Origin of the sequence: Pseudoalteromonas sp. S3785 (assembly GCF_005887365.1) — a bacterium.
GTDB lineage: Bacteria > Pseudomonadota > Gammaproteobacteria > Enterobacterales > Alteromonadaceae > Pseudoalteromonas.
In genome coordinates, this window is the sequence record NZ_PNCT01000087.1 from 1 (window position 1) to 25,768 (window position 25,768).

Consider the following 25,768-nt stretch of genomic DNA (forward strand, 5'->3'; position numbering starts at 1 on the left):
TGCCGACTAACCGAGTCGAACGGTTGACCTACTGATTACAAGTCAGTTGCTCTACCAGCTGAGCTAAGTCGGCACTGCTTTAGTACGGGGCGAGATATTAGAGTAAGGTTTATTATGATGCAACTATAAAATTAAAAAAAATGTAATTTTTTAGCTTAAACGCTCAGATTTCATGCAAAAGTGCTTAATTTTACTGTTTTTCGTCGTTTTTACTGAGCTCATGCCAGTAATTTAATCCTTTCATAACGAGTAAAGAATCAAAAATACTGCCATTTATTTGCTGTTGTAACAGCAAACCGTAACCTCCAGCGCACAATATTTCTGGTTTTTGTTCGGCTGTTACCTGTTTAAGTTGATATTTGGCCTGCTCAATAGCACCTAATGTTGCCACCAGCGCACCATTTTTTAATCCATTGGGTGTGTTTTTCCCTAACTCATTTAAAAAGGGGGTATTAGCATCATCAAACACGCGTTGAGTATTTTGTGTTAATGAGCGAGTCATTAAATCAAGACCAGGTAATATCCAGCCCCCTAAGTGCTCGCCTTCACCGCTCAATACATCAATTGTGGTTGCAGTGCCGGCATCAACAATAATACAGGGGGTATTAGGGTAAAGTGTAAAACCCGCCACCAACGCAAGCCAACGATCAATACCTAAATTGCCAACCTGGTCATATGCGCAGCTTAGCCCACTGAGGTTTTTGCTAACATGCGCCTCAAAACACGGAATATTTTTTTTAGCAGCTAATGTGAGCGCATCATTTAATAGTTCACTTTTGCCTACACAGGCATACACAACAGCCGTTATTACTTGCCACGGCACGTTGTTTATAGTCACGGGCGTAGCTTGTTGCTCGTGCCATAAGGCCGCTTTTAATGATGTATTGCCCACATCTATCAACAGCTTCATAATTTAGCCTTTCTTAACGAGATTTCACCGCCGTAGTAACTTTTTACTTCGCCGTCTTGGCGGATACGTATTCCGCCGTGCTGATCAATGCCTTCACAAATACCCCGCCAACTTCTGTGCCCAGTATTGAGCTCTACGCACTCACCCGCAAAGGCATTGAGCGCGTTCCACTGGGCATACATGCTGTTTAGTCCATCTTGCTGGTAATCTGCCAAACGCTGCTCTAAGTAGTAGGTAAGCGAAGCAACTAACTGGTTTTTATCAAGCGCGGTGGTGTGTTGGCTTAAGTCGGTCCATGCTTGGTCAATGTGCTCGCTGGTGTTTTGCGGCATCTGTAGATTAATGCCAATACCAATGACTAGCTGACAAGGGCCTTGTGGTTGCCCATCTAGCTCAACTAGCACTCCCGCTAGCTTTTGCTTATTTATGTATATGTCGTTTGGCCATTTAAGCTCTATATCAATACCGTAAAGAGCTTTAATGGCATCGTATACAGCAAGCCCTACGGCAATTGATACACCCATAGCTGCTTGTAGGCCATCATCTAACCGCCAAAAATAACTGTAGTATAAGTTAGCCCCAAACGGTGATTGCCATACACGCCCTCGCCTTCCTCGCCCAGCTTGCTGCATTTCGGCAACCACTACAGTACCAGACTCAAGCGCTGCTTTATTTTGAATACGGCGCATTAGCTCGCTGTTGGTTGAATCAATAATAGGGTGCACTTCTACTTGGGCTTTATTTGCGCCTAACGCGTGATAATACTTAGTTATATTGGCTTGGTTTAGCAAGCCCACCGCATTGTTTAAACTGTAACCTTTACCTGTCACTTTAAATATGTCGAGTCCCATATCTTGCAATGTTTGAATATGCTTACTCACAGCCGCACGGCTTATACCTAACTGCTCGCCAAGGGCCTGGCCCGATACAAAGCCACCTTGATTAAGCGCATTTAATATAGCGAGTTTATTCCCATCAGGTGCTTTCATTGCGCATGCTCCGTAATGATATGGCATTCACTATGTGTGTTTATAAGCCTTACTTCGTGCTCTAGCGTTATGCCGTAACGTGCAAATACCGTATTTTGTATGTGCGTGATCATAGTGATTAAATCGATACCTTTACTATTACCATGATTAACTAATACCAGCGCCTGCTGCTGGTGCACCTCAATACCTGCTACTGCGTAGCCCTTCAAGCCGGCTTGGTCAATTAGCCAACCTGCCGCCACTTTGTGATGGCTTTCTCCATAAGGGTAATGCGGTACATCGGCAAAGCGCAAAAGTAGCGCTTGTAAACACGCATTGCTAATAATCGGATTTTTAAAAAAGCTACCCGCGTTGGCTAAAGTGTATGGGTTTGGCAGCTTCGCGTTACGAATTGCAATAACCTGCTCGTATATCTTTTTAGGGGTGGGATTTTGCAATAAGTTGAGTGGGCCATAACTTAAAACTGGCTGCCATTTTTTAGGCAATGCTAAATTGACTTGAGTGATCACTGCTTTATTTTTTAAGGTGTGCTTAAAAATAGAATCACGATAAGCAAACTCACATTGAGCGTTAGTTAGAGTCACCTTGTTTTTAGTGGCTATATCAATGTACTCAACCGACTCTACAAATTGGGCGAGCTCAACACCATAAGCACCAATGTTTTGTACCGGCGACGCCCCAACAGTGCCCGGAATAAGGGCTAGGTTTTCAAGCCCTGCAATATTTTTATCAAGTAAATAGCTTACAAGGTTATGCCAGTTCTCGCCTGCAGCTGCACTCACAAGTACGTCATTTTCACGCTCGGTAATAGTAATGCCCTTAGTGGCCATTTTAATGACGGTGCCTGTGTAGTTTTCTAAAAATATTGTGTTGCTACCTTCCCCTAATAAACAAAACGGAGCACTAAAACGGTGTGCTTTAAGTTGCTCAACCGAGGTTATTTCAACAAAATGCTGGCATTGATTGTTTAGTGCAAAGGTATGTAAAGGTTTTAATGAGTGCGCCACAAAGGTCTCTGAGTGTACTGGTAACTAATCGCAGTAGTTTACCTTATTGTCGCAAAGAATGTAAAAATCACTCAACCCGTTGTATCAATCATGATATAAAACCTGCACTTATTATTAGTGTTCAGGGTATTTTATGAAAATTAAACCTCTTTTTTTAAGCCTCGCTATGGCCGGTATGTGCTCGCAAGCAATGGCAAACGCGATTGATCAAAACTCATACGCCAACCTAGATGATGTGGTAACAACACATTTAAACCTTGATTTAGATGTCGATTTTGCCGACAAGCAATTAGAAGGTTTTGTTGAGCACACACTAAAGTGGAACAATGACACGAGTAAAAAGCTGGTACTAGATACCCGCGACTTAGACATTGACAAAGTTATGTACCAAACAGCAAATGGTGATTGGCACAAAGCTAAATTTACACTGGCTGAGCGCGATGATGTTAAAGGCTCAAAACTAACTATTACATTAAAAAGCCAAGCGCCAAAAGTACGTATTTACTACAACAGCCGCCCAGAAGCATCTGGCCTGCAATGGTTAACACCAGAGCAAACAGCTAGCAAAACGCACCCGTTTATGTACAGCCAATCGCAGGCTATTCACGCTCGTAGCTGGTTACCAGTACAAGATACCCCTGCCATGCGCGTTACTTACTCTGCTCGTATACATACACCAAAAGATATACGTGCCGTAATGAGCGCCGATAACAAAGATGCGCTATACAAAGATGGCGACTACCACTTTGAGATGCCGCAGGCTATTTCGCCGTACTTAATTGCAATTGGTGCAGGTAATTTAGAATTTAAAGCCATGTCAAAACAAACAGGTATATTTGCCGAGCCTGAAATTTTAGACGCTTCGGTTGCCGAGTTTAACGACACCCAAGCCATGATCGACAAAACCAACGAAATGTATGGTGAATACGCATGGGGCCGCTATGATTTATTAATGTTACCGCCGAGCTTTCCGTTTGGTGGCATGGAAAACCCGCGACTTTCGTTTATTACTCCTACCGTAGTAGCAGGCGATAAAAGCTTAGTTAACCTTATTGCGCATGAGCTTGCCCACTCTTGGTCTGGTAACTTAGTTACCAACGCTACGTGGGAAGATTTATGGTTAAACGAAGGGTTTACCTCATACGTTGAAAACCGCATTATGGAAGAAGTGTTTGGCCGCGACCGCGCTGTAATGGAGCAAGCTTTAGATGCAGCAGGTTTACGTGCCCAGCTTAAAACGATTGACGCACCTGATACCCGCCTTAATTTAAAACTTAATGGCCGTGACCCAGATGATGCATTTAGCTCAGTGCCATACACTAAAGGGCAGCTATTTTTAATCTACCTAGAAGAAAAATACGGCCGTGATAAGTTTGATGATTTTGTTAAGACCTACTTTAATGAGTTTGCATTTAAATCGCTGACTACTGCGCAATTTGTTACTTATTTAAAAGCCAACTTAATTGAAAAATACCCAGGCGTTGTAAGCATGGATAAAGTGAATGAGTGGATTTTTGAGCCAGGTTTACCAAGCGATGCACCTAACCCAACATCGGATGCGTTTGACAAAGTAGATACAGCAAGCGCGGCATGGCTAAAAGGTGAAACAAGCGCAGCACAATTACCTACGGAAAAGTGGACAGTGCACGAATGGCTACACTTTTTAAACAACCTACCACGCAACTTAAGCTTAGATAAAATGGCAGAGCTTGACAAGCAATTTAACCTAACGCAATCAACCAATGCAGAGCGCGCGTTTGCATGGTTTATGCTAGCGGTAGGTAATGGTTACCAACCTATTTACCCAGCGCTTGATAAGCACTTATCAGGTATAGGCCGTCGTAAGCTAATTGTGCCATTATACAAAGCACTTATTAAAAATGGTAAGCGTGAGTGGGCACACGATGTATACATCAAAGCACGCCCAGGCTACCACCCACTTGCTCAAGGCACCATAGACGCTTTATTTGATAAATAAGCAACCTGTTTTACCCTAAAGGTGTTCACACCTTTAGGGTAAAACAGTAAAACCAATAAAAAAGGCCGATTTATCGGCCTTTTTTAATACTGTAACTTTCTCAAACTAAAAACTGTAACTAAGTTCAGCGCATTTAGTGCTTAAAATTAGTAGCTGAGATAAGTTTATTATTCAGCGCCTTGGTTCGTTACCTTTTCTAAAAAGGCTTTTCGTTCAGCAAGCGTTGCTTGTTGCCACCAAAATTCTAGCATTTGCGGTGCACTTGGCATGCCTTTGCCATTAATGGGCGCAATAGGCTTAATAGGTTGGCTTGGACGCACTGGGCCCGCTGGCACCGCCTTTTGTAAAGCAGGCTTTTTAGTTGCCAGCTGTGTATTTGAAATAACACTAAGCGGCTGTGCAACCGCAGCTCCCTTTGCTTTTAAACTTACCTGCGGTGCCTCAGCAAATATTTTTGCTGATACTGCGTTATCGGCACGATTAAACACCATGTCATAATCTTTGTTATCATCAACAGTAATATCTACCCAAAAAGGTTCAGACTCAATTACCTCATGGTCGTCAAAGCCTGTCTCGTATAAATCGGTGTACTTTAATTTTAACCGATAAGAGCCTGAGGCAAGTTCAATATCATCAACTCGACTAAATAGAGAGCTTTCAATCACTCTTTCGCCGACTTGTAAGGGCACTAATTCTTCAGGGAAGTGAATATTTGCGCCATACACCGACATACTCATCAAGAATGCCGCAACTGAGGTTATTAACATTGGTTTACGCATAAAAACTCCTTTATTTGTTTTGAGTTTGACACTGCAAACAAAATTTGTCATTAGTGACTTTAAATTCAAACCTTACATTTAAACGATTATGAGCACAGAGACCCTATTTACAAAAATTATTAACCGTGAAATCCCTGCAGACATTATTTACGAAGACGAAACTACCCTTGCATTTAAAGATATAAACCCACAAGCCCCTTTTCATGTGTTAATTATTCCAAAAAAAGCAATTGCTACTATTAATGATATAAATAGCGAAAACTCTCATTTAGTTGGAAATTTATACGAAGTGGCTGCAAAGTTAGCTAAGCAGTTTAACTTTAGTGAAGACGGCTACAGAGTTGTAATGAACTGCAATAAACACGGCGGGCAAACCGTGTATCACATACATTTACATATGCTTGCAGGCAAAGAAATGGGCTGGCCTCCATATCAAGATGCTAAAAAAATATAAAATTAATAATAAAAATTCACTGGAATTATTGGTATTACTCTAGTTACAAATGTTATTGTTTACCATGTATATAAAGTGAAAAATAATTACTTATTTGCAACATTTTATGTTTAAATAATCGTAAAATCGTACTTGTTCACAAGGCGAAACCGGACTTTCTAATACAAAAGGTGTGGAAGTCGTGGTAAACTTAACTAGTCAGCTTTATAAAAAGAGTATAAAAACATGAGCAGTTCAGCCTTTTTGTTATTAGATCAAGAGCCAATTAACACCATTGGCATTAACGTTTTAGAACCTTTGTTAAAAACGCAAGGCCTTGACGTAACCACGGGTACAAATATTTTAGATGTACCAGAAGGGACTCGATTACTGTTTATTGAAACATCAAGTAACGATGCATGGAGTAAACTAAAAGAACAGTTAGTTAACCTGCGCACCAAGTGCGATATCGTATTATTTAACCTAGACGAAAACCCTGAGCTTGCTAACCGCGCGCTTTTGAGCGGTATTCGTGGCGTGTTTTATACGACTGATAACGCTGATGTATTAATGAAAGGTATTCGCTTACTTTTAGAAGATCAGCTTTGGTACAGACGTGACATTATGTGTAATGCGCTGAACCGTATGTTGCAGTTCAATAAAGATGCACTGCACAAGCTGACCGAAGGCGATATAGAGCCAATTAAACTTACTAAACGAGAAAAAGCAATAATCTCGTTAATGAGTAAGGGATCTAAAAACAAAGAAATAGCTGAAGATTTAAGCATCAGCCCACATACCGTTAAAACACATTTATACAGCGCTTTTAGAAAAACGAAGTGTCGTAACCGTATTGAGCTACTATCTTGGGCTCAACAAAATATTCCAGACGAAATTCGTTAATCAATTTCGTATTTTAAAAACAGGCACTTAGGGTGCCTGTTTTTGTTTGTGCTATATGCTTGTTAAATTATTCGCTTTTTATTACTCTACTTGAAGTACCCATTGCTGGAACCTTTATGCTCGACTCTTCTACCCTCTTTTTTGCCAGCATTGCCGTTATCATTGTAATGACTCTTCTTAACTTTTTAACTTGGCGCACAAACAAAAATACCCCGGGTACGCTGCTTTATATTTTTTACCCGGTTTTATTACTGGGCGCAGTCATTGGCTTTACGCTAATTGGTAAAACACACAATCTTATTGTGATTAGTATCGCCAGTAGCATGATGTTTGGCGCATCGATTGTGCACAGTTTGGCCATATGCCAATTTTTAGATTATAAGGGGCCTGGGTTTAAACTACTGTGTGCATTTACTGCGTTTAGTGCCGTCATGTTAGGGTATTATTCGTTTTTTGACCCTTCATTACGCGAACGAATTTACGTCTCAGATGTACAGCACATTGCTGAAGCCGCGTTTTTGCTGTTTTTATTTATTAAATATGCACGAAAACCCTACCCCAATGGCACCATTGTTTATATTTTAATATTAACGTTAGTTGCCCTGAGCTTTATTAGCCGCTCATTATTTATGGCTAATATTGAACAGCCCCAGTTATTACAAAGCCCGTGGTTTAGCAGCTTACTGTTTTTAAATGGCGTTATTGCTCCGATGTTTTATGCTGCCGGCATGGCGCTAATGTGTAATGAACGCAGGGAAAAAAACCTCAACAAACTGGCCGACAAAGCCCAAAAAGATTTAGAAATTAGAGGTCTGTTTTTATCAACTATTAGCCACGAAATTCGCACCCCTCTTAATGGCATACTAGGCAGCGCCCAATTAGTTATGAACCAAAGCACCGACACCCGCAATAAAGCCTATTGTGAGGCTATTATTAATTCGGCCGAGTCATTAAATTTATTGGTTGATAAAGTACTCGACTACGCAAGCCTTGACCAAAGCGATGAAGCACTTTACGAAGAAGACATTGAATTTAAAACCTGGTTAAACAATTTGTGTTTATTGCTCAGCCCATTAGCGGAGCAAAAACAGCTTAAGTTTGAACTGGTATGTAATATCCCTGAGCAAGCTTGTTACTACTGCGATCAGCAAAAGTTAAGGCAAATAATTATTAACCTTGTTGGTAACGCCATTAAATTTACCGACCACGGTATAGTAAAAATTCAGGTTGATTTGATAAGCGACAAACACCTTGAACACACCATAAAAATTAGTGTTAAAGACTCAGGTCCAGGTATCGAAAAAGACGAAATAGCCTACTTAACAGAACCCTACGTACAAAGTAGCGCCGGTAAAGAAAAAGGCGGTACCGGTCTTGGGCTTGCAATAACCAGCCGACTGCTCGAAAAGCTTGGAAGCCGCTTAGAAATAACCAGCCAATTAGGCACCGGTAGCGTATTTAGCTTTACTACTACGTTTACGCTAGGGGAGCTTAGCTTGGTAGAGCAGCGCCATCAAAACAAAGACTACTTAACTGGCCTTGAAGTGCTACTCGTCGAAGATTTAGATTTAAATCAAAAAATTGCCATTGAGTTTATGGCTGAAGATGAACATAAAATAAAACTCGCCAAAGATGGCAAAAGCGCTATTGAACTAATGCAAATACATCATTTTGACGTTATTTTACTGGATATGAACCTACCTGACTTTACTGGTCAAGAGGTGTTAAAACGACTGCAGCGGTTGGAGCATAAAAACCAGCGCACCCCCGTACTCGCCTTTACAGCAAGCTTAAGCCCTGATGAGGTAAAAGAATACTTAGCTTTAGGTATAAAAGACATAGTCGGCAAACCAATTAAGCAGCAAAAGCTTCGCCAAGCACTGAGTGATTCACAATCAAATCAAACTGCAAATATAGCTGTAGAGCTAGTAGACACCTTATACGACGAAACCGCAGCAGAAACACTAACTAGCTCATTTAGTGAGGACGAAGTGTCGTCGATTTACAATGAATTTGTACTCTCTGCACGGACTAAACTAACCCGCTGCCAAGAACTTATTGACCATCAACCCGAGCAATGCATTAAGTTATTGCACCGCCAAGCAAGCACTGCTTTACAACTCGGGTTTAACCGCTACGGCATTGAACTGAAAAAGTTAGAGCGACGATTACTTGATAATAAACCCCATAACAACCTGCTTGATGAAGCGTTAGATCTTTGGCAACGCAGCTTAGAACAGTACTTAAAGTTTGTACGTGGGCAGTTGGGGTAAAGCCCGCTTTTAGAAGCTGTAATTTGCATCAACTAGCTTTCCTACCAATATATTTGAAACTTTATTGTTTGCTAATAGCCAAGCCTTAATGACACTAATATCTTCATTCGTAGGTGATGTATATCGCTTCGAAGATGTTATAAAAGCATTGAAGTGCTCTGTATCACCGCCGCCCCCAAGAACAAGATTTCTTAATGCAATAAGTCCTAAAAGATCATCTAAGAAAATATCAAACTGTATTTGATCTTTTAACGTTAAATTACACTGAAATGAAAAACCCAACATAGCATATTCATCGAGGTATAACTTTTTACGCAATCTTTTGCTTCTTGATCTGCTTACTTTATTTACATGGTTCATAATTGTCCTTTTTGAGTTTAAGCGCTAGGCTCTTACTTGCTTCTCCCATACTTATCATCAAATCGCTCTATATCGCTTTCATCTAGTACAGCACCTGTTTGTACTTCAATGACTATTAGCGGCTCTTTTTGATTGTTCGCTAAGCTGTGTATTTGTTTTGCTGCAATGTAGCAAGATTGGTCATGGTTGAGTGTTAATTTTTGCTCATCAATACGAACATCAGCAATACCCGATACCACCACCCAATGCTCTGCACGATGCTGATGGCGCTGCGTCGAAAGTTTAGCACCGCTATTAACGGTTATTTTTTTAACTTTAAATCCTGCCCCCGCTACTAAGGTGCGGTAGTTACCCCACGGCCGATACACAACCTGATGGTGGTTGAGCTTATCGCTTTGGCATACCGCCAATTGCTTGAGCAATAAAGGCAGACCATCAAGCTTGTTTTTATTAGCAACGAGGGTGGCATCGTGAGTATGAATAATAGCTAAGTCGCTGACCCCAAGGGTAGCAACGCTGTGATCGTCTTCGCTTATAACAAAATTATTAGTACTATTTTGCGCGGTATGGCTGTCGTTTTCATTATTGCCATGTGCATCTTTTTTTATAAGGTTAGCCAAAGCACTGAAGCTGCCTACATCACTCCAATTAAGCGCAACAGGCAGCACGGCTACATTATTACTGCGCTCTAAAATAGCGTAATCGATAGAGTCACTTGGGCAGTTTTTAAGTGGCTCGTTGTTTGGCCTTGTAAAGCCTAAGTCGTGTGAAAACTGAGATGCCGCTTTTACACTGTGCGCTATTTTTGGCGCAAAACGTTCAAGCTCATTTAAATACGCACGTGGCGTAAATAAAAACATGCCGCTATTCCAACTATAACCGCCTTCAGCTAAATAATGCTCAGCAGTGGCCAAGCTTGGCTTTTCTTTAAATTCAGCCACTTTGTAGCAATTTGAGCCTGCTATTTTACTACCTTGCTTAATATAGCCAAACCCAGTGTGGGGCTGTGTTGGTGTAATTGAAAATGTAACTAGCATACCTTGCTCAGCCAACTTAACCGCATCATTTAATTTAAGTGTGAGCTCAGTAAAGTTCTCAATATGATGATCGGCGGGCATCACCAATATTGGCCCTGTTATATCTTGCTGAAGCGCGTAGTGTGCTGCAAGCGCAATGGCCGGAGCGGTATTTTTACCTTGCGGCTCTAACAACAGTGCACGAGGGTTTACTTGTGCACTTTGCTCAGCAGCAATAAAGCGGTGCTGTTCGTTACACACGAGTATTGGCTTTGCAAACCCCTTGCCTGATACACGCGCTAACGTACTTTGTAATAACGAATGTGTGTTATCAAGCAAGGGTAAAAATTGCTTGGGCATAGCTTGGCGAGAAAGCGGCCATAACCGAGTGCCAATGCCACCCGCTAAAATAACCGGTGTAATAAGGGATGTATTCATAAAGCCGCCAATAAACATATCAGCGGCTATTTTAACACTTTATTGGCTAGGCGCTAATGCTTAGCGATTTATACCAAGGTAAACGCATCGGCATCTAAATAAGCAGGGAACGCGGTTTTAAAATCATCGAGCGGTGCTTTTTCAAGCGTTACAGTGAGTAACTCTTGTGTATTGTCTTTTGCTTTAGCTACCGTATCGCCTTTAAAGTCGTACACGGCCGTGCCACCGTTATGCGCAACACCATTGCCATCGTCGCCAACACGGTTAACGGCTACTACATAACACAGGTTTTCCATAGCGCGCGCCATTAATAATGTATCCCAAATATGGCGACGAACCGCAGGCCAGTTGGCTACGTTTATCATTACATCGTAGTCGTTATTATTACGCTGAAAAACCGGAAAGCGCAGGTCGTAACACACCTGCGGTAATAGCTTAAAGCCATTAATTTCAAATGTTTTACGCGCTTGCCCTGCTACGACATAGTCGCCCTCACTCCCTAAACGAAACAAATGGCGTTTATCGTAATAATTCACCTCACCATCGGGTTTTACCCAATAAAAACGGTTTGCTTTTTTATCGCCTTGTGCAACTAATACTGACCCTGCAATAACGGCGTTATGCTTATGTGCTTGGGTTTTTAGCCAAGTAACTACTTTGCCATTTTCGGGCTCTGCGCAATCAAGATTAATTGCAAAACCAGTAGCAAAAGTTTCAGGTAGTAAAATTAAATCAGGGTTATCGGTTATCTCTGCTAATTTTTTATCAAACATGGCTAAATTGGCGTCTTTATCAAGCCAATGCAGCGCACTTTGAACGAGTGTAAGCGTTAAAGTTGACATAATATTTGCGCGGCCTCTATTAAAGTTTCATCGTTTTTAGCAAAACACAGTCGAATCACTTTATCATTTGAAGGTTGCTTGTAAAACACACTTAAAGGAATAGCAGCAACCCCAGCTTGCTCTACTAGCCAGTGGCAAAAATCTACATCATTAAGATCAGACACCTCACTATAATCAAGCAATAAAAAGTACGTACCTTGGCTTGGTAAAATAGTAAAACGACTGTCACTTAAGTGCTGCGCTAATAAGTCGCGCTTTTGCTGATAAAAATTGCTTAGCGCATCTACATGCTCGCCCTGTTGCTCAAGCATGTCGGCCAATGCGTGTTGTGCAGGTGTAAAGCTTGAAAAAGTAACATACTGGTGTATTTTTCTAAATTCAGTAGCAAGCGGTGCAGGGGCAATACAGTAACCCATTTTCCAGCCGGTGCTGTGAAACGTTTTACCAAAGCTTGATATAACAAAACTTTTTTCACGTAGCTGCTCACCGCAAAGCATGCTTAAGTGTATGTCGCCGTCAAAAGTAATGTGTTCGTAAACCTCATCACTTATGACATATAAATTGTGCTCGCTTACTAACGATTTAAGCGCGTTTATATCATGGCTTTTAAGTATTTTACCGCTTGGGTTATGTGGCGTATTAATAATTATAGCGCGCGTGTTTTTGCTCACTGCGCTGCGAACAGTTTGCCAATCAATAGCATAATCGGGTGCATGCAGTGCAATATGAACAGTTTTACCGCCAGCAAGCTCAACGGCAGGCTGGTAAGAGTCATAGGCGGGGTCAAACACAATGACTTCATCATCGGGGCGTACTATAGTTTGAATAGCGACAAACAATGCTTCGGTGGCGCCCGATGTAACTGTAACTTGCTCAGCTGCATCAATTTTTGCCGCATATTTACGCGCCACCAAATTGGCTATCTGTTGTTGTAAACGGGGTACTCCACTGGATGGCGAATATTGATTAACCCCTTGCTGAACATAAAAATTCAGTTGGTTTTTTAGTAATTCTGGCGCATCAAACTCAGGAAAACCCTGCGATAAATTTATTGCCGAATACTGACTTGCTAAGCCACTCATTTGGCTAAATATACTAACACTTGAATTTGGTAATTTACTTTCAAACACGACAGGCCCTTAATGATGGTTTTGCGCTTAAAGCGATGCTATCATTGCTTAAAACAGAAGTATAGCCGTCTAAAATTAAATAGCTTTATATCAATTCGCTTAATTAACTGAGCTATTTTGAGGTAGTAAAAACGCAGCTAGCGTATGGTTTAGCGCCTCAAAAGCATTAATTATTATTGCGCCTTGGTATTACACTCATTGGTGAGGAATGTATGCACAACAATACCGCTATTTCGCAACTTATTGAAGCTGGAAAATGGATCAGCCAAAAAGGCTGGGTTCCCGCCACCGGCGGAAATTTTTCGGCGCGCACCGCAACCGGGTTCGTGGTTACCGCTAGCGGCTTTGATAAAGGTCAGCTTGGTACACACACCTTCATTGAGCTTGATCATCAAGGTAATCGCACTAAAGGCGCTGGCAACCCATCGGCTGAGACGCAGCTGCACTTAGGCATGTATAAGCTTATTCCGCATGCTAACGTGGTGCTGCATACTCACTCAGTAGCAGCCACCGTCCTGTCACGTGTAATTAAAAGCCATGCATTAAATTTAAGCGGTTACGAAATGCAAAAGTCACTCAGTGGAGTAACTTCGCATTTAGATACGCTATGCATTCCTATTTTTGAAAACGACCAAGACATAGAACGTTTAAGCTTACTCCTTAGCGATCACCACTTACATACACCCATTGAGCACGCCGTGTTAATTCGTGGGCATGGCGTTTATGTAGTAGGGAGTAATTACAAACAAGCACTTCGCCACTTAGAGGGACTGGAGTTTTTATTTAGTTGCGAGATAGAACGGTTAAAAATAGAAGGTATTGGGGCACAGCTATAATGATAAAGGCAATTTTAACTGATATTGAAGGCACCATCACACGTATCTCATTTGTTAAAGAGGTGCTTTTTCCGTATGCAGCCAAACAATTAGCAACATTTATACGCTTAAACGAAAATAAAACCCAAGTCGCTGAACAAATAGCTGCAGTAAAAGCCATTATTAATGAGCCCGATGCCGATATAGAAACTGTCATTAGCGTATTATTAAAGTGGATTGAAGAAGATAAAAAAATTACCCCTTTAAAGCAAATACAAGGGCTAATTTGGCAAACGGGCTACGAGCACGGTGATTTTAAAGGCCATTTATACGCAGATGCGTTTGAGTTTTTACAAGCTCAGCACGATCAAGGCACCGCACTCTATGTGTATTCATCAGGCTCGATAAGGGCGCAGCAGTTACTTTTTAAATACAGTGATTATGGCGATATTCGCCCCCTGTTTAACGATTATTTTGATACCAAAGTCGGCGCAAAGCAAGAGCAAGCAGCCTATAACACCATAGTTAACCAACTGCCGTTTGATGCTAATGAAGTACTCTTTTTAAGTGATGTAGCGGCAGAGTTAGACGCTGCACAAGCCGCTGGCCTTAAAACCTTACACTTAATACGAGATGGCCAAGCACGCACCACACACTCTTACGTACATGACTTTAGCGCAGTTACATTGGAGCAATATGCATGAGCCAATTAACAATTTATGCTAACAATAATCCAAGTAATGCGCTGATAAACACCCACGATTTAACCGAGATTACTCAGCAATTAGCAAAGGTAAATGTACGCTTTGAGCAATGGCAAGCAACTGCGCCCATTAATGAGCACACTACAAATGAGCAAATTATTGCAGCGTATAAAAATGATATAACGCGCTTAAAAGCGCAAAATGGCTATAAAACGGTGGATGTTATTTCGCTTGCCAAAGGTAATCCTGCAGCGGCACAAATGCGAGAAAAGTTTTTGTTTGAGCACACTCATAATGAAGATGAAGTTCGCTTTTTTGTAAAAGGCCAAGGGTTATTTTGCTTACATATAAATGCCAAAATTTACCAAGTATTATGCCAGCAAGGTGACTTAATTTCGGTGCCAGCACTTACCCCACACTGGTTTGATATGGGGAGCGACCCAGAATTTACCGCCATTCGATTATTTAATAATACCGAGGGCTGGGTTGCAAAAAGCACCGAGTCTGAAATTGCGAAGCAGTTTCCTTTACTCGCATAGCAAAAGTGGCACAGCACCGCTCCACGAAGGGGCAAGTGGGGCAGTGTTTAAAAACTACTTAAGCGCTGTTAACGCCCCACTCTCTACATCATTTTTATCGTAAACACCGGTATCTAACACCCACGCTGTTACTAATTTTGCAGGTGTTACATCAAATGCGGGGTTATACACATTGGCATGAGTCGGTGCCCACAGCGCCGTACCAAAACTGCCACTTACGCCACGTACCTCTGCGCTACTGCGTTGCTCTATTGCTATATCGCTACCGCAAGTCGTTTGTGTATCAAGCGTAGTTAAAGGCGCGACAACATAAAAAGGAATACCATGAAAATGGGCCAATACAGCTAAATTATACGTGCCTACTTTATTAGCAAAGTCGCCATTGGCAGCAATACGGTCAGCCCCTACCACTATTTTATCAACCCGGCCTGCGGCCATTAGACTGGCAGCCATGTTATCGCAAATAAGCGTGTAAGGCACTTGCCAGCGTTCAAGTTCGAACGCGGTTAAGCGCCCACCTTGCAATAATGGGCGCGTTTCATCCACCCATACATGTATATTGCCATGTTGCTGCTGCGCTTTATAAATAACACCTAACGCTGTGCCAATACCAGCAGTCGCTAATGCACCGGTATTACAGTGAGTTAAGATATTATCGCCGCTGTTTATAAGCTCAGCACCGCGCGTTGCCATACGCTCACATAACTCAATGTCTTCAATAAATAGGCGCTCGGCAGTGGCTACTATATTAGTTACAAAGTCACTTTGCTTAAGCGCTTTTCGTAATGCGGCCATGCAATGCATTAAATTAACCGCCGTTGGGCGTGTGGCTTCCAGCTCATTAATTGCATCACCAAGCGCCGCTTTTGTAGCGCCTTGCTCAGCTAAGTGGGCAACGAGCAAACTCGCACCTAAGCCTATTAATGGGGCACCACGAATTTTTAAACTAACGATCAGCTCCTTCATCGTCTCAACACTATGGCATTCGTGCCATACCTGCTGATGAGGAAGTAAATACTGGTCAAGCACATTTAATGTGCCGTTTTCATATTTTAAACTGCTTGCGATTAGGTTTTGCATGATGGGGCTGCTTAAATAAAATGCGTAAGGCTATTTTACATCAGTTTGAATAACTCTCAAGTTAGACCTGTAGACATCTAAACATTTAAAAGTATAGAATCCCTAAAATGGTTATTTGAGATCTCACTATGGCTAATTATGTTGCGTTTAATGCACAACGCGCTATTGAATATGTAAATTCGCTAATTGACGCTAAGCAGTATGATTTTTTTAAAGCTGGCGCACACTTAACTGCATACGAATTTGGTGACGGTAACCTTAATTTAGTATTTAGAATTAGCGATGAGCACCATAACAGTATTATTTTAAAGCAAGCATTGCCGTATGCTCGTTGTGTAGGTGAATCATGGCCGCTCACGCTTGATAGAGCCCGAATTGAGGCACAAGTGTTACTTAACCACGGTGCTATTTGCCCGCAAAGCACTGCTAAAATACTGCACTATAATCAAGATTACGCACTCACCATTTTAGAAGATTTAGGCCACTTACAAATATTGCGAACCGCACAAAATAATGCGGAGCAATTTCCTAAATTAGCCAAGCACGTCGCAACGTATTTAAGCCATACTGGGTTTTATAATTCTGATTTTTACCTAACCGCTCAGCATAAAAAAGCACTAGTACAGCAATTTACTAACCCTGAGCTTTGCCAAATAACTGAAGATTTATTTTTTAGCGATCCGTACATAGATCACGAGCGCAATAATTTTTCTGTGCAGCTAGTTCCGCAGGTGAAAGCTCTTCGTGATAACACCGCGCTTAAGTTAGAAGTTGCAAAACTAAAAGCAAATTTTTTATCTAACCCACAAACACTGCTGCATGGCGATATGCACAGCGGCAGTATTTTTGTAGATAGCAATACCACTAAAGTAATTGACCCTGAGTTTGGCTTTTTTGGTCCTGTTGGCTTTGATATAGGCTCTTTTATTGGCAATTTACTATTAAATTACTGCGCCCAAGCAGGCCATATTGAAGAGTTTGTAGCGAGGCGAAACTATCAAACGTATTTACTCAGCTGCATTGTTGAAAGCTATAATTTATTTGAGCACCAATGGCTAACTTTAGTAGCCAACCACAGCACAGATCAAACGCTCAATACCCAAGGCTACCCACAGTATTTTATGAAAACCGTATTACAAGACGCCATAGGGTATTGTGGTACAGAACTAATTAGGCGCACCATAGGGCTTGCACATGTAGTTGATATTGACAGTATTGAAGATGAAACTACGCGCCTTGCAGTACAAAAACAGACGCTGAACTTAGGTGAGCAGCTCATTTTAAATGCCAAACGCTGCGACAATAAAGAGGCATTTTTTAGTTTATTAATAAGCCAGCTAAATTAACAAAAGGCGCTAAAGCGCCTTTATTACTACTTATTAGTGGTAATTTTCGTAAATTTTATCAAGTGGCTCCGACAGCCCGCTTTCTTGTACTATACGCACGTGTTTACGCCTTAATTCCCGCGCACTCGTTACACCACATGAGTGGGCAATTAAGCCAGCACCGTAATGAATATATTTATTGTAATTGGCAACTCGCTGGGCTTTATCGGCAACATTTAACCCACGCTGTAGCCGCTCGTTATGGGTAGTGACACCGGTTGGGCAGGTGTCTTTATTACATTGCATGGCCTGTATACAGCCTAACGCAAACATATGGCCACGAGCAGAAACAACAAAATCAGCACCCAAAGCAAGCGCCCATGCCACCTTAGAGGGCACAATTAACTTACCCGATACAATTACTTTAACCCGCCCTGTTAAGCCATGTTTTTCAAGCATATTAACAACCAACGGTAAGCTTTCGCGCAGCGGTAACCCGACCGAATCGAGTAATGGTTGAGGTGCAGCCCCCGTACCCCCATCGGCACTATCAATAGTGATAAAATCCGGGGCAGATTCAAGCCCGCGATGGTTTATTTCTGCAAATAGCGTTTCTAGCCAAGTGTAATCACCAATAACCGCTTTAAATCCGGTAGGTTTACCTGTGGCGTTTCGCACCGTGGCAATCATATCTAATATGTCGCTGGGTTTTTTAATCTCTGGGTGCCCATTTGGGCTAATTGAATCTTTGCCCTCAGGAATGCCCCTTATTTTAGCAATTTCAGCATTAACCTTTTTACCAGGTAACATACCGCCTTTACCTGGTTTGGCACCTTGGCTTAATTTAAGCTCAAACATTTTTACGCTTTTATGCGCCGCTATTTCTTTTAGCTTATCGATACTTAAATTTCCAAGCTCATCACGCACACCATATTTAGCCGTACCAATTTGAAACACCAAATCGGCGCCGCCCTCTAAATGATAAGGGCTCAGCCCGCCTTCACCGGTATTCATCCAGCAGCCGGCTAATTTTGCCCCTTTTGATAACGCTCTAACAGCCGGTTTTGAGAGCGCACCAAAGCTCATACCTGATATATTAAACAATGAGTTGGTGGTATACGGCGTTTTACAATAAGGGCCCAAGGTGACATTACTTGGGTCAAGCGCCTCCTCATCTAAGGTAGGGAACGCACAATTCATAAACATCACTGTACCTGTTACCTCTAAGCTTTGCGTGGAACCAAATGCAGCGGTACGATCGACATCTTTTGCAGCACGATACACCCAGCTACGCTCTGCTCGGTTAAACGGCATTTCTTCTCTATCGAGGGCAAAAAAGTACTGCCTAAAAAACTCGCCTTGGCGCTCAAAAAAGTATCTAAAGCGGCCAATTACTGGGTAATTTCGTCTAATTGCATGCTTTGTTTGGGTAATATCACGAAAATAAAAAACAATAACGGTAAGAACAATTAACCCCAGTGCAACGATAAAAATGCTCGCAAATACATCAATACTAAAAATAATAAAATCGCTCATCCAACCCCCTTGATGGCTGTTTTTAAAAATAAAAAAGGCGTTGCGTCAAAATGACACAACGCCTATCGTTGTTCAAGGTTTATACTCTTTGAGAATTAGCTTTGCGTGTTTTCAAGCTCAGTTTTTATGTATAAACGCACTTGCTCCTCAAGCACAGATAATGGCACTGAGCCGTGACGTAAAACTTGATGATGAAACTCACGTATATCAAAACGCGCTCCAAGCGCTTGCTCAGCTTCTGTACGTAAACGCTTGATAGTCAGCTCGCCAATTTTGTACGACAACGCTTGCCCTGGCCATGAAATGTAGCGGTCAGTTTCGGTTTTAACATTGTGTAATGAAAGCGCCGTGTTTTCGCTCATAAAGTTCATAGCGCGTTCGCGGCTCCAGCCGTACATATGCATACCGGTATCAACCACTAAACGTGCTGCACGCCACATTTCATAAGTTAAACGGCCAAATCGGCTGTATGGGTCTTGGTAAAAACCGGCTTCTATACCTAAGTATTCAGAATAAAGCCCCCAGCCTTCACCAAAAGCCGAAAGATAAGCATCGCGGCGGTAGCTTGGTAAGTTTTCAAGCTCTGCATTAAGTGATATTTGCAAGTGATGACCAGGTACGGCTTCGTGTAAAGTGAGTGCTTCTAATACATACAACGGGCGCTTATCTAGCGCGTAGGTATTAACCCAATAATAGCCCGCTTGATCGCTTCGGCTCGAGCCAACATAGCGCCCAGTTGTATATTTTGGGGCTATACTCTCAGGCACGGACGCAACGCCATAAGGCATACGCGGCAATGTATGAAATAACTTAGGTAGTTGCGCATCCATTTTTTTAGCTATATAAGCTGCTTCTTTTAAAAGCTGCTCTGGGGTGGTGGCATAAAATTGCGGATCGGTACGTAAAAAGTGAATAAATTCGGCAAATGTGCCTTTAAAACCGACTTCTTTTATTATTTCTTCCATTTCACTGCGGATACGCGCCACCTCAGATAACCCCAGCTGATGTATTTCATCAATGCTCATGTTGGTGGTGGTATAATACTGGGCACGGTTTTTATAAAACGCCTTGCCATTTGGAGTTTGCGAAATACCAATTGCAGTGCGCGCACCGGGCTTATATTGCGTAGTAAAAAATGTTAAATACGCTTTATAGGAAGCAATTACATCATTTTTTATGATGCGTTTAGCTTTTTGTTGCAGCGCTTTAAAGTCGTTTTCACTTAGCCCTGCCGTGTTCGTTTTAAACGGGGAGTAAAAGTCTGACTGTGTTACATCATCCACTATGTATGCGCTTATTGAGTCTTCATACCCTGCTAGTACCGCTTGTGGTTGAGTAAGTCCCGTTTCGAGCCCCTTTTTCATCCAGTGTATATTTTGCTCAAAAAAGCGTGGTACTTGTTCAAGGCGAGCTAAATACGTTTCTAACTGTTGCGGTTGCTTGTACTGCGAACTATTAATCATGTAAGACAAGCTAGAATGAAACCCATACTCAGAGGTTAACGGCATGTAGTGCGCATTAAATACGTATTCATCAACACTGTTTTGTACTTGCGCACGAATAATACTGAGGTTAATACTGTTTTCGCTTGAAAGCTGGTCGCTATCAATTGCATCTAAGCGACTTAATAAAGCTGTTTTTTCCTCGTATTGTTGCTTTAAAAATTCAGCCGATAAATTTGGTAATAAATAGCCATCAACCCCTTCTGGGTGTGTGTAGGGATTAACACTTTGGCGGTAATCAACAATACTTTGCGCCACTTGCTCAAATTGTGTGTTAGCGTTGGTGCTTGTTAATGTACAGGCGCTTAGCGTACCAAAAAGTGATAGTGCTATTAGTGTGCGGCAAATTCGCGGGGGTAAGGAATAATTCATTTTAGTTTTTACTTAACCATACAATAGATTTCACAAAACTATCGTAGGCTGAGTAAATAGCAAGACAAATGCGATTAATCTCAATCACACACGCTTAGTTGGAGCCAGCCACCACAAGCTGAAACAGCCTAAATTAAGCTAAATACGTGCTCTTTGATGATAAAATCAGCTATTAGGCTGCAAAAGTAAAAATTTAAGTTCACTAATACTGGTTTTTACTTTTAAATAGCCTTCTTAACGATTATTGTAGTAAAAAACAATAAAGCTTGGATGCATTACCGCCTCATTGAAGAGTTATTTTAATGTGTAATTTAATGCGTACTTAGTTGGTAGTTAAAATGATGTTCCATGATTCCATGGCTGTAGCTCAAGAAAAAATGACGAATGTATGCTTGTTTTTAGAACGTCATACGCTACCCCCCTCCCCGCTAAATTATCACGTTGCTTATACCTACATTAGTAAAGTAAATACTGAGCTAAATAACACCATAGACGAAGCCATTACTAATAAAGCGCATATCGATAGTATTTTTATTGAGCAGCTCTACTTTGAGTTTTTAAACGAAGGGCATACCACGCAAGTGGCGATGATCAATAACGTAAACGGAGTTATTGACTCGCTATCACGCAATGCGCAATCAACCGAAAAACAAATTACTAGCTTTGCCGGCCAAGTAAGTGAGTGCATGCATTCGCTTGATGAGAACAATATAGAGCAAAGCCGCCAAGCACTCGATACGTTAAACACGCAATCTGCTACCTTGCTTGAGCAGCATAAGCACTTTAAACACGAGCTACTCAAAGCAAAAAAATTGCACGAAAAAACCCAAAAGCAGCTAGCGCAATTACGTAAGCAACACATTATTGACTCGCAAACGGGGCTGTATAAACGCCATTATTTAACACAGCAAACCCAAGTATGGAGCAGGCAAGACAAATCAATTTGCGCAATTGCTATTCAAATAGATAATTTAGATCATTTTGTAGATAATTACGGCGACATCATTGGCGAAGTGATATTGAACAAAGTGGCTAAACAAGTAAAAAAATATGTCTTCCAAAGTGGTTTACCTGGGCGCACAGCAAAGGATCAATTTACCGTATTGCTGCCAGATATAGACCCCGAAACCGCCAATGTTATTGCTGAAAAAGTGCGTAATGGCGTAGAAAAACTTCGTTTTGTTAGCTCAAAAAGCGGCACCAAGCTGCCTGGCATTAACTTATCTTTAGGTATAGCGCAGCAACTCAAAAATGATGACTTTAACCAGTTAGCTAAAAAAGCCTCGCAAGCGGCATTTAAAGCACGCTCACTGGGGCAAAGTAGCTTTACAGCTGGTCACTAGGTTTTACGCTAAATTACCTGATAAATCATATTCAAATTGCACCTGCAGTATACAATCAAGTACACTAGTCTTTATTGCCACGATAGAGACTAATCATGAACGAAACAGAGCAAAAGACCACGCATTTTGGCTATAAAACCGTAGCCGAAAACGATAAAGCCTCAATGGTTGCAGACGTATTTCACTCGGTTGCAGCAAAGTACGATGTCATGAACGATTTAATGTCTTTTGGTGTACATCGTTTATGGAAACGTCAAACTATAGCCAGCTCTGGTGTGCGCAAAGGCCACCACGTCCTTGACTTAGCAGGCGGCACTGGCGATTTAACAGCAAAATTTAGCCAACTCGTCGGTGATACCGGCCAAGTGGTTTTAGGCGATATTAACTCGTCTATGTTAAAAGTGGGCCGTGAAAAGCTGCACAACTTGGGTTTAGTTGGCAATATCGACTACGTACAAATGAATGCCGAAATGCTGCCATTTCCAGATAACAGCTTTGATGTGATCACGATTGCCTTTGGCCTACGTAATGTAACCGATAAACACAAAGCTCTGCGCTCTATGTACCGTATTTTAAAGCCAGGTGGACGTTTATTGGTATTAGAGTTCTCCAAGCCTGAGTATGAAATTTTAAGTAAAGCGTACGATTTTTACTCGTTCAATCTATTACCAACTATGGGTAAAGTAGTGGCAAACGATAGTGAGTCATACCAATACTTAGCTGAGTCAATTCGTATGCACCCAGACCAAGAAACCTTAAAAGCAATGATGGAAGAAGCAGGCTTTGAACAAACAACGTATCAAAACCTAACCGGTGGTATTGTTGCACTGCACCGTGGTTTTAAATATTAAGGTAGGCAGTTATGGCGTTTGAGCAAAAAAGCGAACATGTGGTCGCAGCAAAACCCGATTCGCAGTTTTTTATGTTACCTAATTTTGTACTTTCGCTTGTAGAACGAGTACTCAATAAGGTACTGCAACTCGACGCCACCTTGATAGATAAGCTCAGTGCCGTTAAGCACAAACCATTAAAGGTCGAAATCCGCAATTGGCAGCAGCAAATAGCATTAACCTTTGATGGTAAACAATTACACCTTTACAGCGCCACCGATGAAGATAGCGCAGAGTGTATGATCAGCGCCGATATAGATACACTCATGGCGCTTAAAGACCCAGCTATGCTGACACAGCTCATTCGTCAAGATAAGCTAGACCTGCAAGGCGACTTAAACGTCGCTCAGGCTTACAGTGCCGCATTTTCTGGCCTAGATATAGATTGGCCTGAGCAACTATCGCACTATATTGGCGATGTGCCCGCACAACAACTTTACATACAGCTAAACGCTTTACGCAGTAAAGAGCGTAAAACACGTCAGCAAATTAGCACCACTTTAACCAGCCTATGCCAAGATGAGCTCGCTGTAACTATTCACCCTTTAGAGCTTGAACAATTTAAACAACAAAACCGAGCATTAAAAGGGCAGGTGGCCGCTATTGAACAACGCATAAATGCATTAATCAACTCTTCTAACACTAGCAACCGCTAAGGATTTTTTGTGTCGACTGCTCGATTGTATTACATCACTAAAACATTACTTAGCTACGGATTAGATGAGTTAATACCAAAACAAAAAGTACCGTGGTACGCTAAAATTGCGCGCGGTAGTTTATTTTGGTTACGTAACCAGCACAAGAACAAGCCAGCGGGCTTGCGACTGCGCTTAGCTTTACAAGAGCTTGGCCCTGTGTGGATTAAGTTTGGCCAAATGCTCTCTACCCGTAGAGACTTACTCCCGCACGACATTGCGTTAGAGCTTGCCTTTTTACAAGATCAAGTTGAGCCATTTGAAGGCGAACTTGCCCAAAAAATAATTGAAAAGTCACTCGAAATTAGCGATATAAGCCAATTATTTAGTGAATTTTCGCAAACTCCATTAGCTTCAGCGTCTATTGCACAAGTACATACTGCAACGCTAGTTGATGCCCATAACAATACCCAAGATGTTGTTATAAAAGTAATTCGTCCAAACATAAAAACCCAAATTAATGCCGACTTAGCCCTTATGGAAAAGCTCGCTAAAGTCCTTGCCAAAGTACACAGCGAAGCAAAAAGGTTACGCCCTGTTGAAGTGGTCAAAGAGTATAAAAAAACCTTACTCGATGAACTCGACTTAATGCGCGAAGGCGCAAATGGCATACAACTTAAGCGTAATTTTGAAGGCTCTGACTCATTATATATCCCTACTGTTTATAGCGATTACAGCCGCAGTAATGTATTGGTTATGGAACGTATTTACGGCATACCCGTCTCGGATACCGAGTCATTAATTGCGCAAAATACCAATATGAAATTACTGGCTGAGCGCGGTGTAGAAGTGTTTTTTACGCAAGTGTTTAGAGACAGCTTTTTTCATGCTGATATGCACCCAGGCAATATATTTGTCTCTCGCGAGCACCCTGAAAACCCCATGTATATTGGTATCGACTGCGGTATTGTTGGCACCTTAAACAAAGAAGATAAGCGTTATCTCGCTGAAAACTTTATCGCCTTTTTCAATCGTGACTACCGCCAAGTGGCTCAGCTACATGTTGACTCGGGCTGGGTTCCGCCTGATACCAGCATAGAAGAGTTTGAATTTGCGATTCGTACCGTATGCGAACCTATATTTAATAAGCCACTGGCTGAGATATCGTTTGGGCATGTACTGGTTAATTTATTTAACACCGCACGACGCTTTAACATGCAAGTACAGCCGCAGTTAGTATTATTACAAAAAACATTATTATACGTTGAGGGCTTAGGGCGTCAGCTTTATCCACAACTTGATTTGTGGAAAACCGCTAAGCCATTTTTAGAAGATTGGGTAAAACAACAAGTTGGTCCATTATCAGTAATGAAACAAATGTATGCTAACTTGCCATTTTGGGCTGAAAAAATGCCGGAACTACCTGATTTGATTTATCAAAATTTAAAACGTAGTCCGCAATTGCAGCACTCTCAGCCAAATAAAATGTCACATAAAGCGCTCGTACTTAGCCTGTTTGGCAGTGCTTCACTGATTGTGTCGGCATTGTGTTATTTACAGCACGACTTTATAGCGGCAGGCGTAACATTAGCAGCGTCGGTAGTGAGTTTTATCGTGGCGTGGCGTAACACATAAACTAAGTGCTATTTGTGCCACAGGGCGTATAATTAGTACTTAAAATAAACATTTAAGCATTTATCATTTGGAGATAATCATGGGTTTAGGCGGCATTAGTATTTGGCAATTATTGATTGTTTTAGCGATTATCGTACTTCTTTTCGGTACTAAAAAGCTGCGTGGTATGGGTGGTGATTTAGGCGGTGCAGTAAAAGGCTTTAAAAAAGCCATGTCTGATGATCAACCCAAAGAGACTGAAAACGAAAAAGCTGAACAAATCCAAGAGTCTCAAAAAGCAGCACCTACACAAGGGCAAAATACTGAAAAAACCAAAGACGATACTAAGGTTTAA

The 25,768-nt window shown here is 41.6% G+C and carries 24 protein-coding genes and 1 tRNA gene; 13 read left to right on the plus strand and 12 right to left on the minus strand.

Features of this window, described 5'->3' with window-relative positions:
• From CWC17_RS17420 to murB, 4 genes are all read right to left on the minus strand, one after another.
• Positions 1-73 (minus strand) — tRNA-Thr (locus tag CWC17_RS17420).
• Between the two features lie 117 nt (positions 74-190).
• The gene (locus CWC17_RS17425) at positions 191-910 is read right to left on the minus strand and encodes a type III pantothenate kinase (protein WP_138614316.1); all 720 of its coding nucleotides are present in this window, start codon (positions 908-910) and stop codon (positions 191-193) included.
• Entirely contained in the window at positions 907-1,899 is a 993-nt protein-coding gene (gene birA, locus CWC17_RS17430) for a bifunctional biotin--[acetyl-CoA-carboxylase] ligase/biotin operon repressor BirA (protein ID WP_138614318.1), read from the minus strand. The genes CWC17_RS17425 and birA overlap by 4 nt, the downstream gene beginning before the upstream one ends.
• A complete protein-coding gene (gene murB, locus CWC17_RS17435; RefSeq protein ID WP_138614320.1) occupies positions 1,896-2,906 on the minus strand; it encodes a UDP-N-acetylmuramate dehydrogenase in 1,011 nt (336 codons plus the stop codon). The genes birA and murB overlap by 4 nt, the downstream gene beginning before the upstream one ends.
• Before the next feature lie 133 nt (positions 2,907-3,039).
• Between murB and CWC17_RS17440 the strand changes: the two genes are divergently transcribed.
• Complete coding sequence (locus tag CWC17_RS17440) at positions 3,040-4,884, plus strand: M1 family metallopeptidase (protein WP_138614322.1); 1,845 nt, start codon at positions 3,040-3,042, stop codon at positions 4,882-4,884.
• Between the two features lie 167 nt (positions 4,885-5,051).
• Here CWC17_RS17440 and CWC17_RS17445 read toward each other — a convergent pair whose 3' ends face one another.
• On the minus strand, positions 5,052-5,663 hold the full coding sequence (locus tag CWC17_RS17445) for a DUF2057 domain-containing protein (protein WP_138614324.1): 612 nt from the start codon (positions 5,661-5,663) through the stop codon (positions 5,052-5,054).
• A gap of 88 nt (positions 5,664-5,751) precedes the next feature.
• Here CWC17_RS17445 and CWC17_RS17450 point away from each other — a divergent pair, with 88 nt between their 5' ends.
• The 3 genes from CWC17_RS17450 to CWC17_RS17460 all read left to right on the plus strand — a co-directional run bounded on the left by CWC17_RS17450 (position 5,752) and on the right by CWC17_RS17460 (position 9,272).
• Positions 5,752-6,117, plus strand: a complete 366-nt coding sequence (locus tag CWC17_RS17450; RefSeq protein ID WP_055015582.1) for a histidine triad nucleotide-binding protein — start codon at positions 5,752-5,754, stop codon at positions 6,115-6,117.
• A 225-nt stretch (positions 6,118-6,342) separates the two neighbouring features.
• Positions 6,343-6,999 carry a helix-turn-helix transcriptional regulator gene (locus CWC17_RS17455; protein ID WP_055015568.1) on the plus strand — a complete coding sequence of 219 codons (657 nt, stop codon included), beginning with the start codon at positions 6,343-6,345 and terminating at the stop codon, positions 6,997-6,999.
• 116 nt (positions 7,000-7,115) lie between these two features.
• Positions 7,116-9,272 carry an ATP-binding protein gene (locus tag CWC17_RS17460; RefSeq protein WP_138614326.1) on the plus strand — a complete coding sequence of 719 codons (2,157 nt, stop codon included), beginning with the start codon at positions 7,116-7,118 and terminating at the stop codon, positions 9,270-9,272.
• A 9-nt stretch (positions 9,273-9,281) separates the two neighbouring features.
• On the opposite strand, the gene CWC17_RS17465 is transcribed toward CWC17_RS17460, so the two are convergent.
• From CWC17_RS17465 to CWC17_RS17480, 4 genes are all read right to left on the minus strand, one after another.
• A complete protein-coding gene (locus CWC17_RS17465; RefSeq protein ID WP_138614328.1) occupies positions 9,282-9,632 on the minus strand; it encodes a YggL 50S ribosome-binding family protein in 351 nt (116 codons plus the stop codon).
• Between the two features lie 32 nt (positions 9,633-9,664).
• A complete protein-coding gene (locus tag CWC17_RS17470) occupies positions 9,665-11,086 on the minus strand; it encodes a mannose-1-phosphate guanylyltransferase/mannose-6-phosphate isomerase (protein ID WP_138614330.1) in 1,422 nt (473 codons plus the stop codon).
• A 68-nt stretch (positions 11,087-11,154) separates the two neighbouring features.
• A complete protein-coding gene (locus CWC17_RS17475; RefSeq protein WP_138614332.1) occupies positions 11,155-11,928 on the minus strand; it encodes an amidohydrolase in 774 nt (257 codons plus the stop codon).
• Positions 11,916-13,058 (minus strand): methionine aminotransferase, encoded by a 1,143-nt coding sequence (locus CWC17_RS17480; RefSeq protein WP_138541431.1) that lies wholly within the window; start codon positions 13,056-13,058, stop codon positions 11,916-11,918. Before CWC17_RS17480 ends, CWC17_RS17475 begins: the two co-directional genes overlap by 13 nt.
• A 212-nt stretch (positions 13,059-13,270) precedes the next feature.
• Here CWC17_RS17480 and CWC17_RS17485 point away from each other — a divergent pair, with 212 nt between their 5' ends.
• Genes CWC17_RS17485 through CWC17_RS17495 form a run of 3 tightly spaced genes read left to right on the plus strand, consistent with a single transcriptional unit; the run spans position 13,271 to position 15,116 of the window.
• Positions 13,271-13,894 (plus strand): methylthioribulose 1-phosphate dehydratase, encoded by a 624-nt coding sequence (locus tag CWC17_RS17485; RefSeq protein ID WP_138614334.1) that lies wholly within the window; start codon positions 13,271-13,273, stop codon positions 13,892-13,894.
• Positions 13,894-14,577 (plus strand): acireductone synthase, encoded by a 684-nt coding sequence (gene mtnC / locus CWC17_RS17490; RefSeq protein ID WP_138614336.1) that lies wholly within the window; start codon positions 13,894-13,896, stop codon positions 14,575-14,577. The genes CWC17_RS17485 and mtnC overlap by 1 nt, the downstream gene beginning before the upstream one ends.
• A complete protein-coding gene (locus CWC17_RS17495; RefSeq protein ID WP_138614338.1) occupies positions 14,574-15,116 on the plus strand; it encodes a 1,2-dihydroxy-3-keto-5-methylthiopentene dioxygenase in 543 nt (180 codons plus the stop codon). The genes mtnC and CWC17_RS17495 overlap by 4 nt, the downstream gene beginning before the upstream one ends.
• Positions 15,117-15,170: 54 nt before the next feature.
• Here the strand turns inward: CWC17_RS17495 and mtnA are convergent, their stop codons facing one another.
• Positions 15,171-16,196 (minus strand): S-methyl-5-thioribose-1-phosphate isomerase, encoded by a 1,026-nt coding sequence (gene mtnA, locus CWC17_RS17500; protein ID WP_138541435.1) that lies wholly within the window; start codon positions 16,194-16,196, stop codon positions 15,171-15,173.
• A 128-nt stretch (positions 16,197-16,324) separates the two neighbouring features.
• Here mtnA and mtnK point away from each other — a divergent pair, with 128 nt between their 5' ends.
• Positions 16,325-17,542, plus strand: coding sequence for an S-methyl-5-thioribose kinase (gene mtnK, locus CWC17_RS17505; RefSeq protein ID WP_138541436.1), 1,218 nt, complete (start codon positions 16,325-16,327; stop codon positions 17,540-17,542).
• A 33-nt stretch (positions 17,543-17,575) separates the two neighbouring features.
• Here the strand turns inward: mtnK and CWC17_RS17510 are convergent, their stop codons facing one another.
• Together CWC17_RS17510 and CWC17_RS17515 are read right to left on the minus strand one after the other, a co-directional pair.
• Positions 17,576-19,057 carry an FMN-binding glutamate synthase family protein gene (locus CWC17_RS17510; RefSeq protein ID WP_055015560.1) on the minus strand — a complete coding sequence of 494 codons (1,482 nt, stop codon included), beginning with the start codon at positions 19,055-19,057 and terminating at the stop codon, positions 17,576-17,578.
• Positions 19,058-19,152: 95 nt separating this feature from the next.
• Positions 19,153-20,931, minus strand: a complete 1,779-nt coding sequence (locus CWC17_RS17515) for a DUF885 domain-containing protein (protein ID WP_138614340.1) — start codon at positions 20,929-20,931, stop codon at positions 19,153-19,155.
• Positions 20,932-21,287: 356 nt separating this feature from the next.
• On the opposite strand from CWC17_RS17515, the gene CWC17_RS17520 reads away from it, so the two are divergent.
• The 5 genes from CWC17_RS17520 (at position 21,288) to tatA (ending at position 25,768) form a co-directional block, all read left to right on the plus strand.
• Positions 21,288-22,274, plus strand: coding sequence for a GGDEF domain-containing protein (locus CWC17_RS17520; RefSeq protein WP_055015558.1), 987 nt, complete (start codon positions 21,288-21,290; stop codon positions 22,272-22,274).
• Between the two features lie 95 nt (positions 22,275-22,369).
• Positions 22,370-23,125, plus strand: a complete 756-nt coding sequence (gene ubiE / locus CWC17_RS17525; protein ID WP_138614342.1) for a bifunctional demethylmenaquinone methyltransferase/2-methoxy-6-polyprenyl-1,4-benzoquinol methylase UbiE — start codon at positions 22,370-22,372, stop codon at positions 23,123-23,125.
• An 11-nt stretch (positions 23,126-23,136) separates the two neighbouring features.
• The gene (locus tag CWC17_RS17530; RefSeq protein ID WP_138541439.1) at positions 23,137-23,820 is read left to right on the plus strand and encodes a ubiquinone biosynthesis accessory factor UbiJ; all 684 of its coding nucleotides are present in this window, start codon (positions 23,137-23,139) and stop codon (positions 23,818-23,820) included.
• Positions 23,821-23,829: 9 nt separating this feature from the next.
• Entirely contained in the window at positions 23,830-25,434 is a 1,605-nt protein-coding gene (gene ubiB, locus CWC17_RS17535) for a ubiquinone biosynthesis regulatory protein kinase UbiB (RefSeq protein ID WP_138614344.1), read from the plus strand.
• 79 nt (positions 25,435-25,513) lie between these two features.
• On the plus strand, positions 25,514-25,768 hold the full coding sequence (gene tatA / locus CWC17_RS17540; RefSeq protein WP_055015555.1) for a Sec-independent protein translocase subunit TatA: 255 nt from the start codon (positions 25,514-25,516) through the stop codon (positions 25,766-25,768).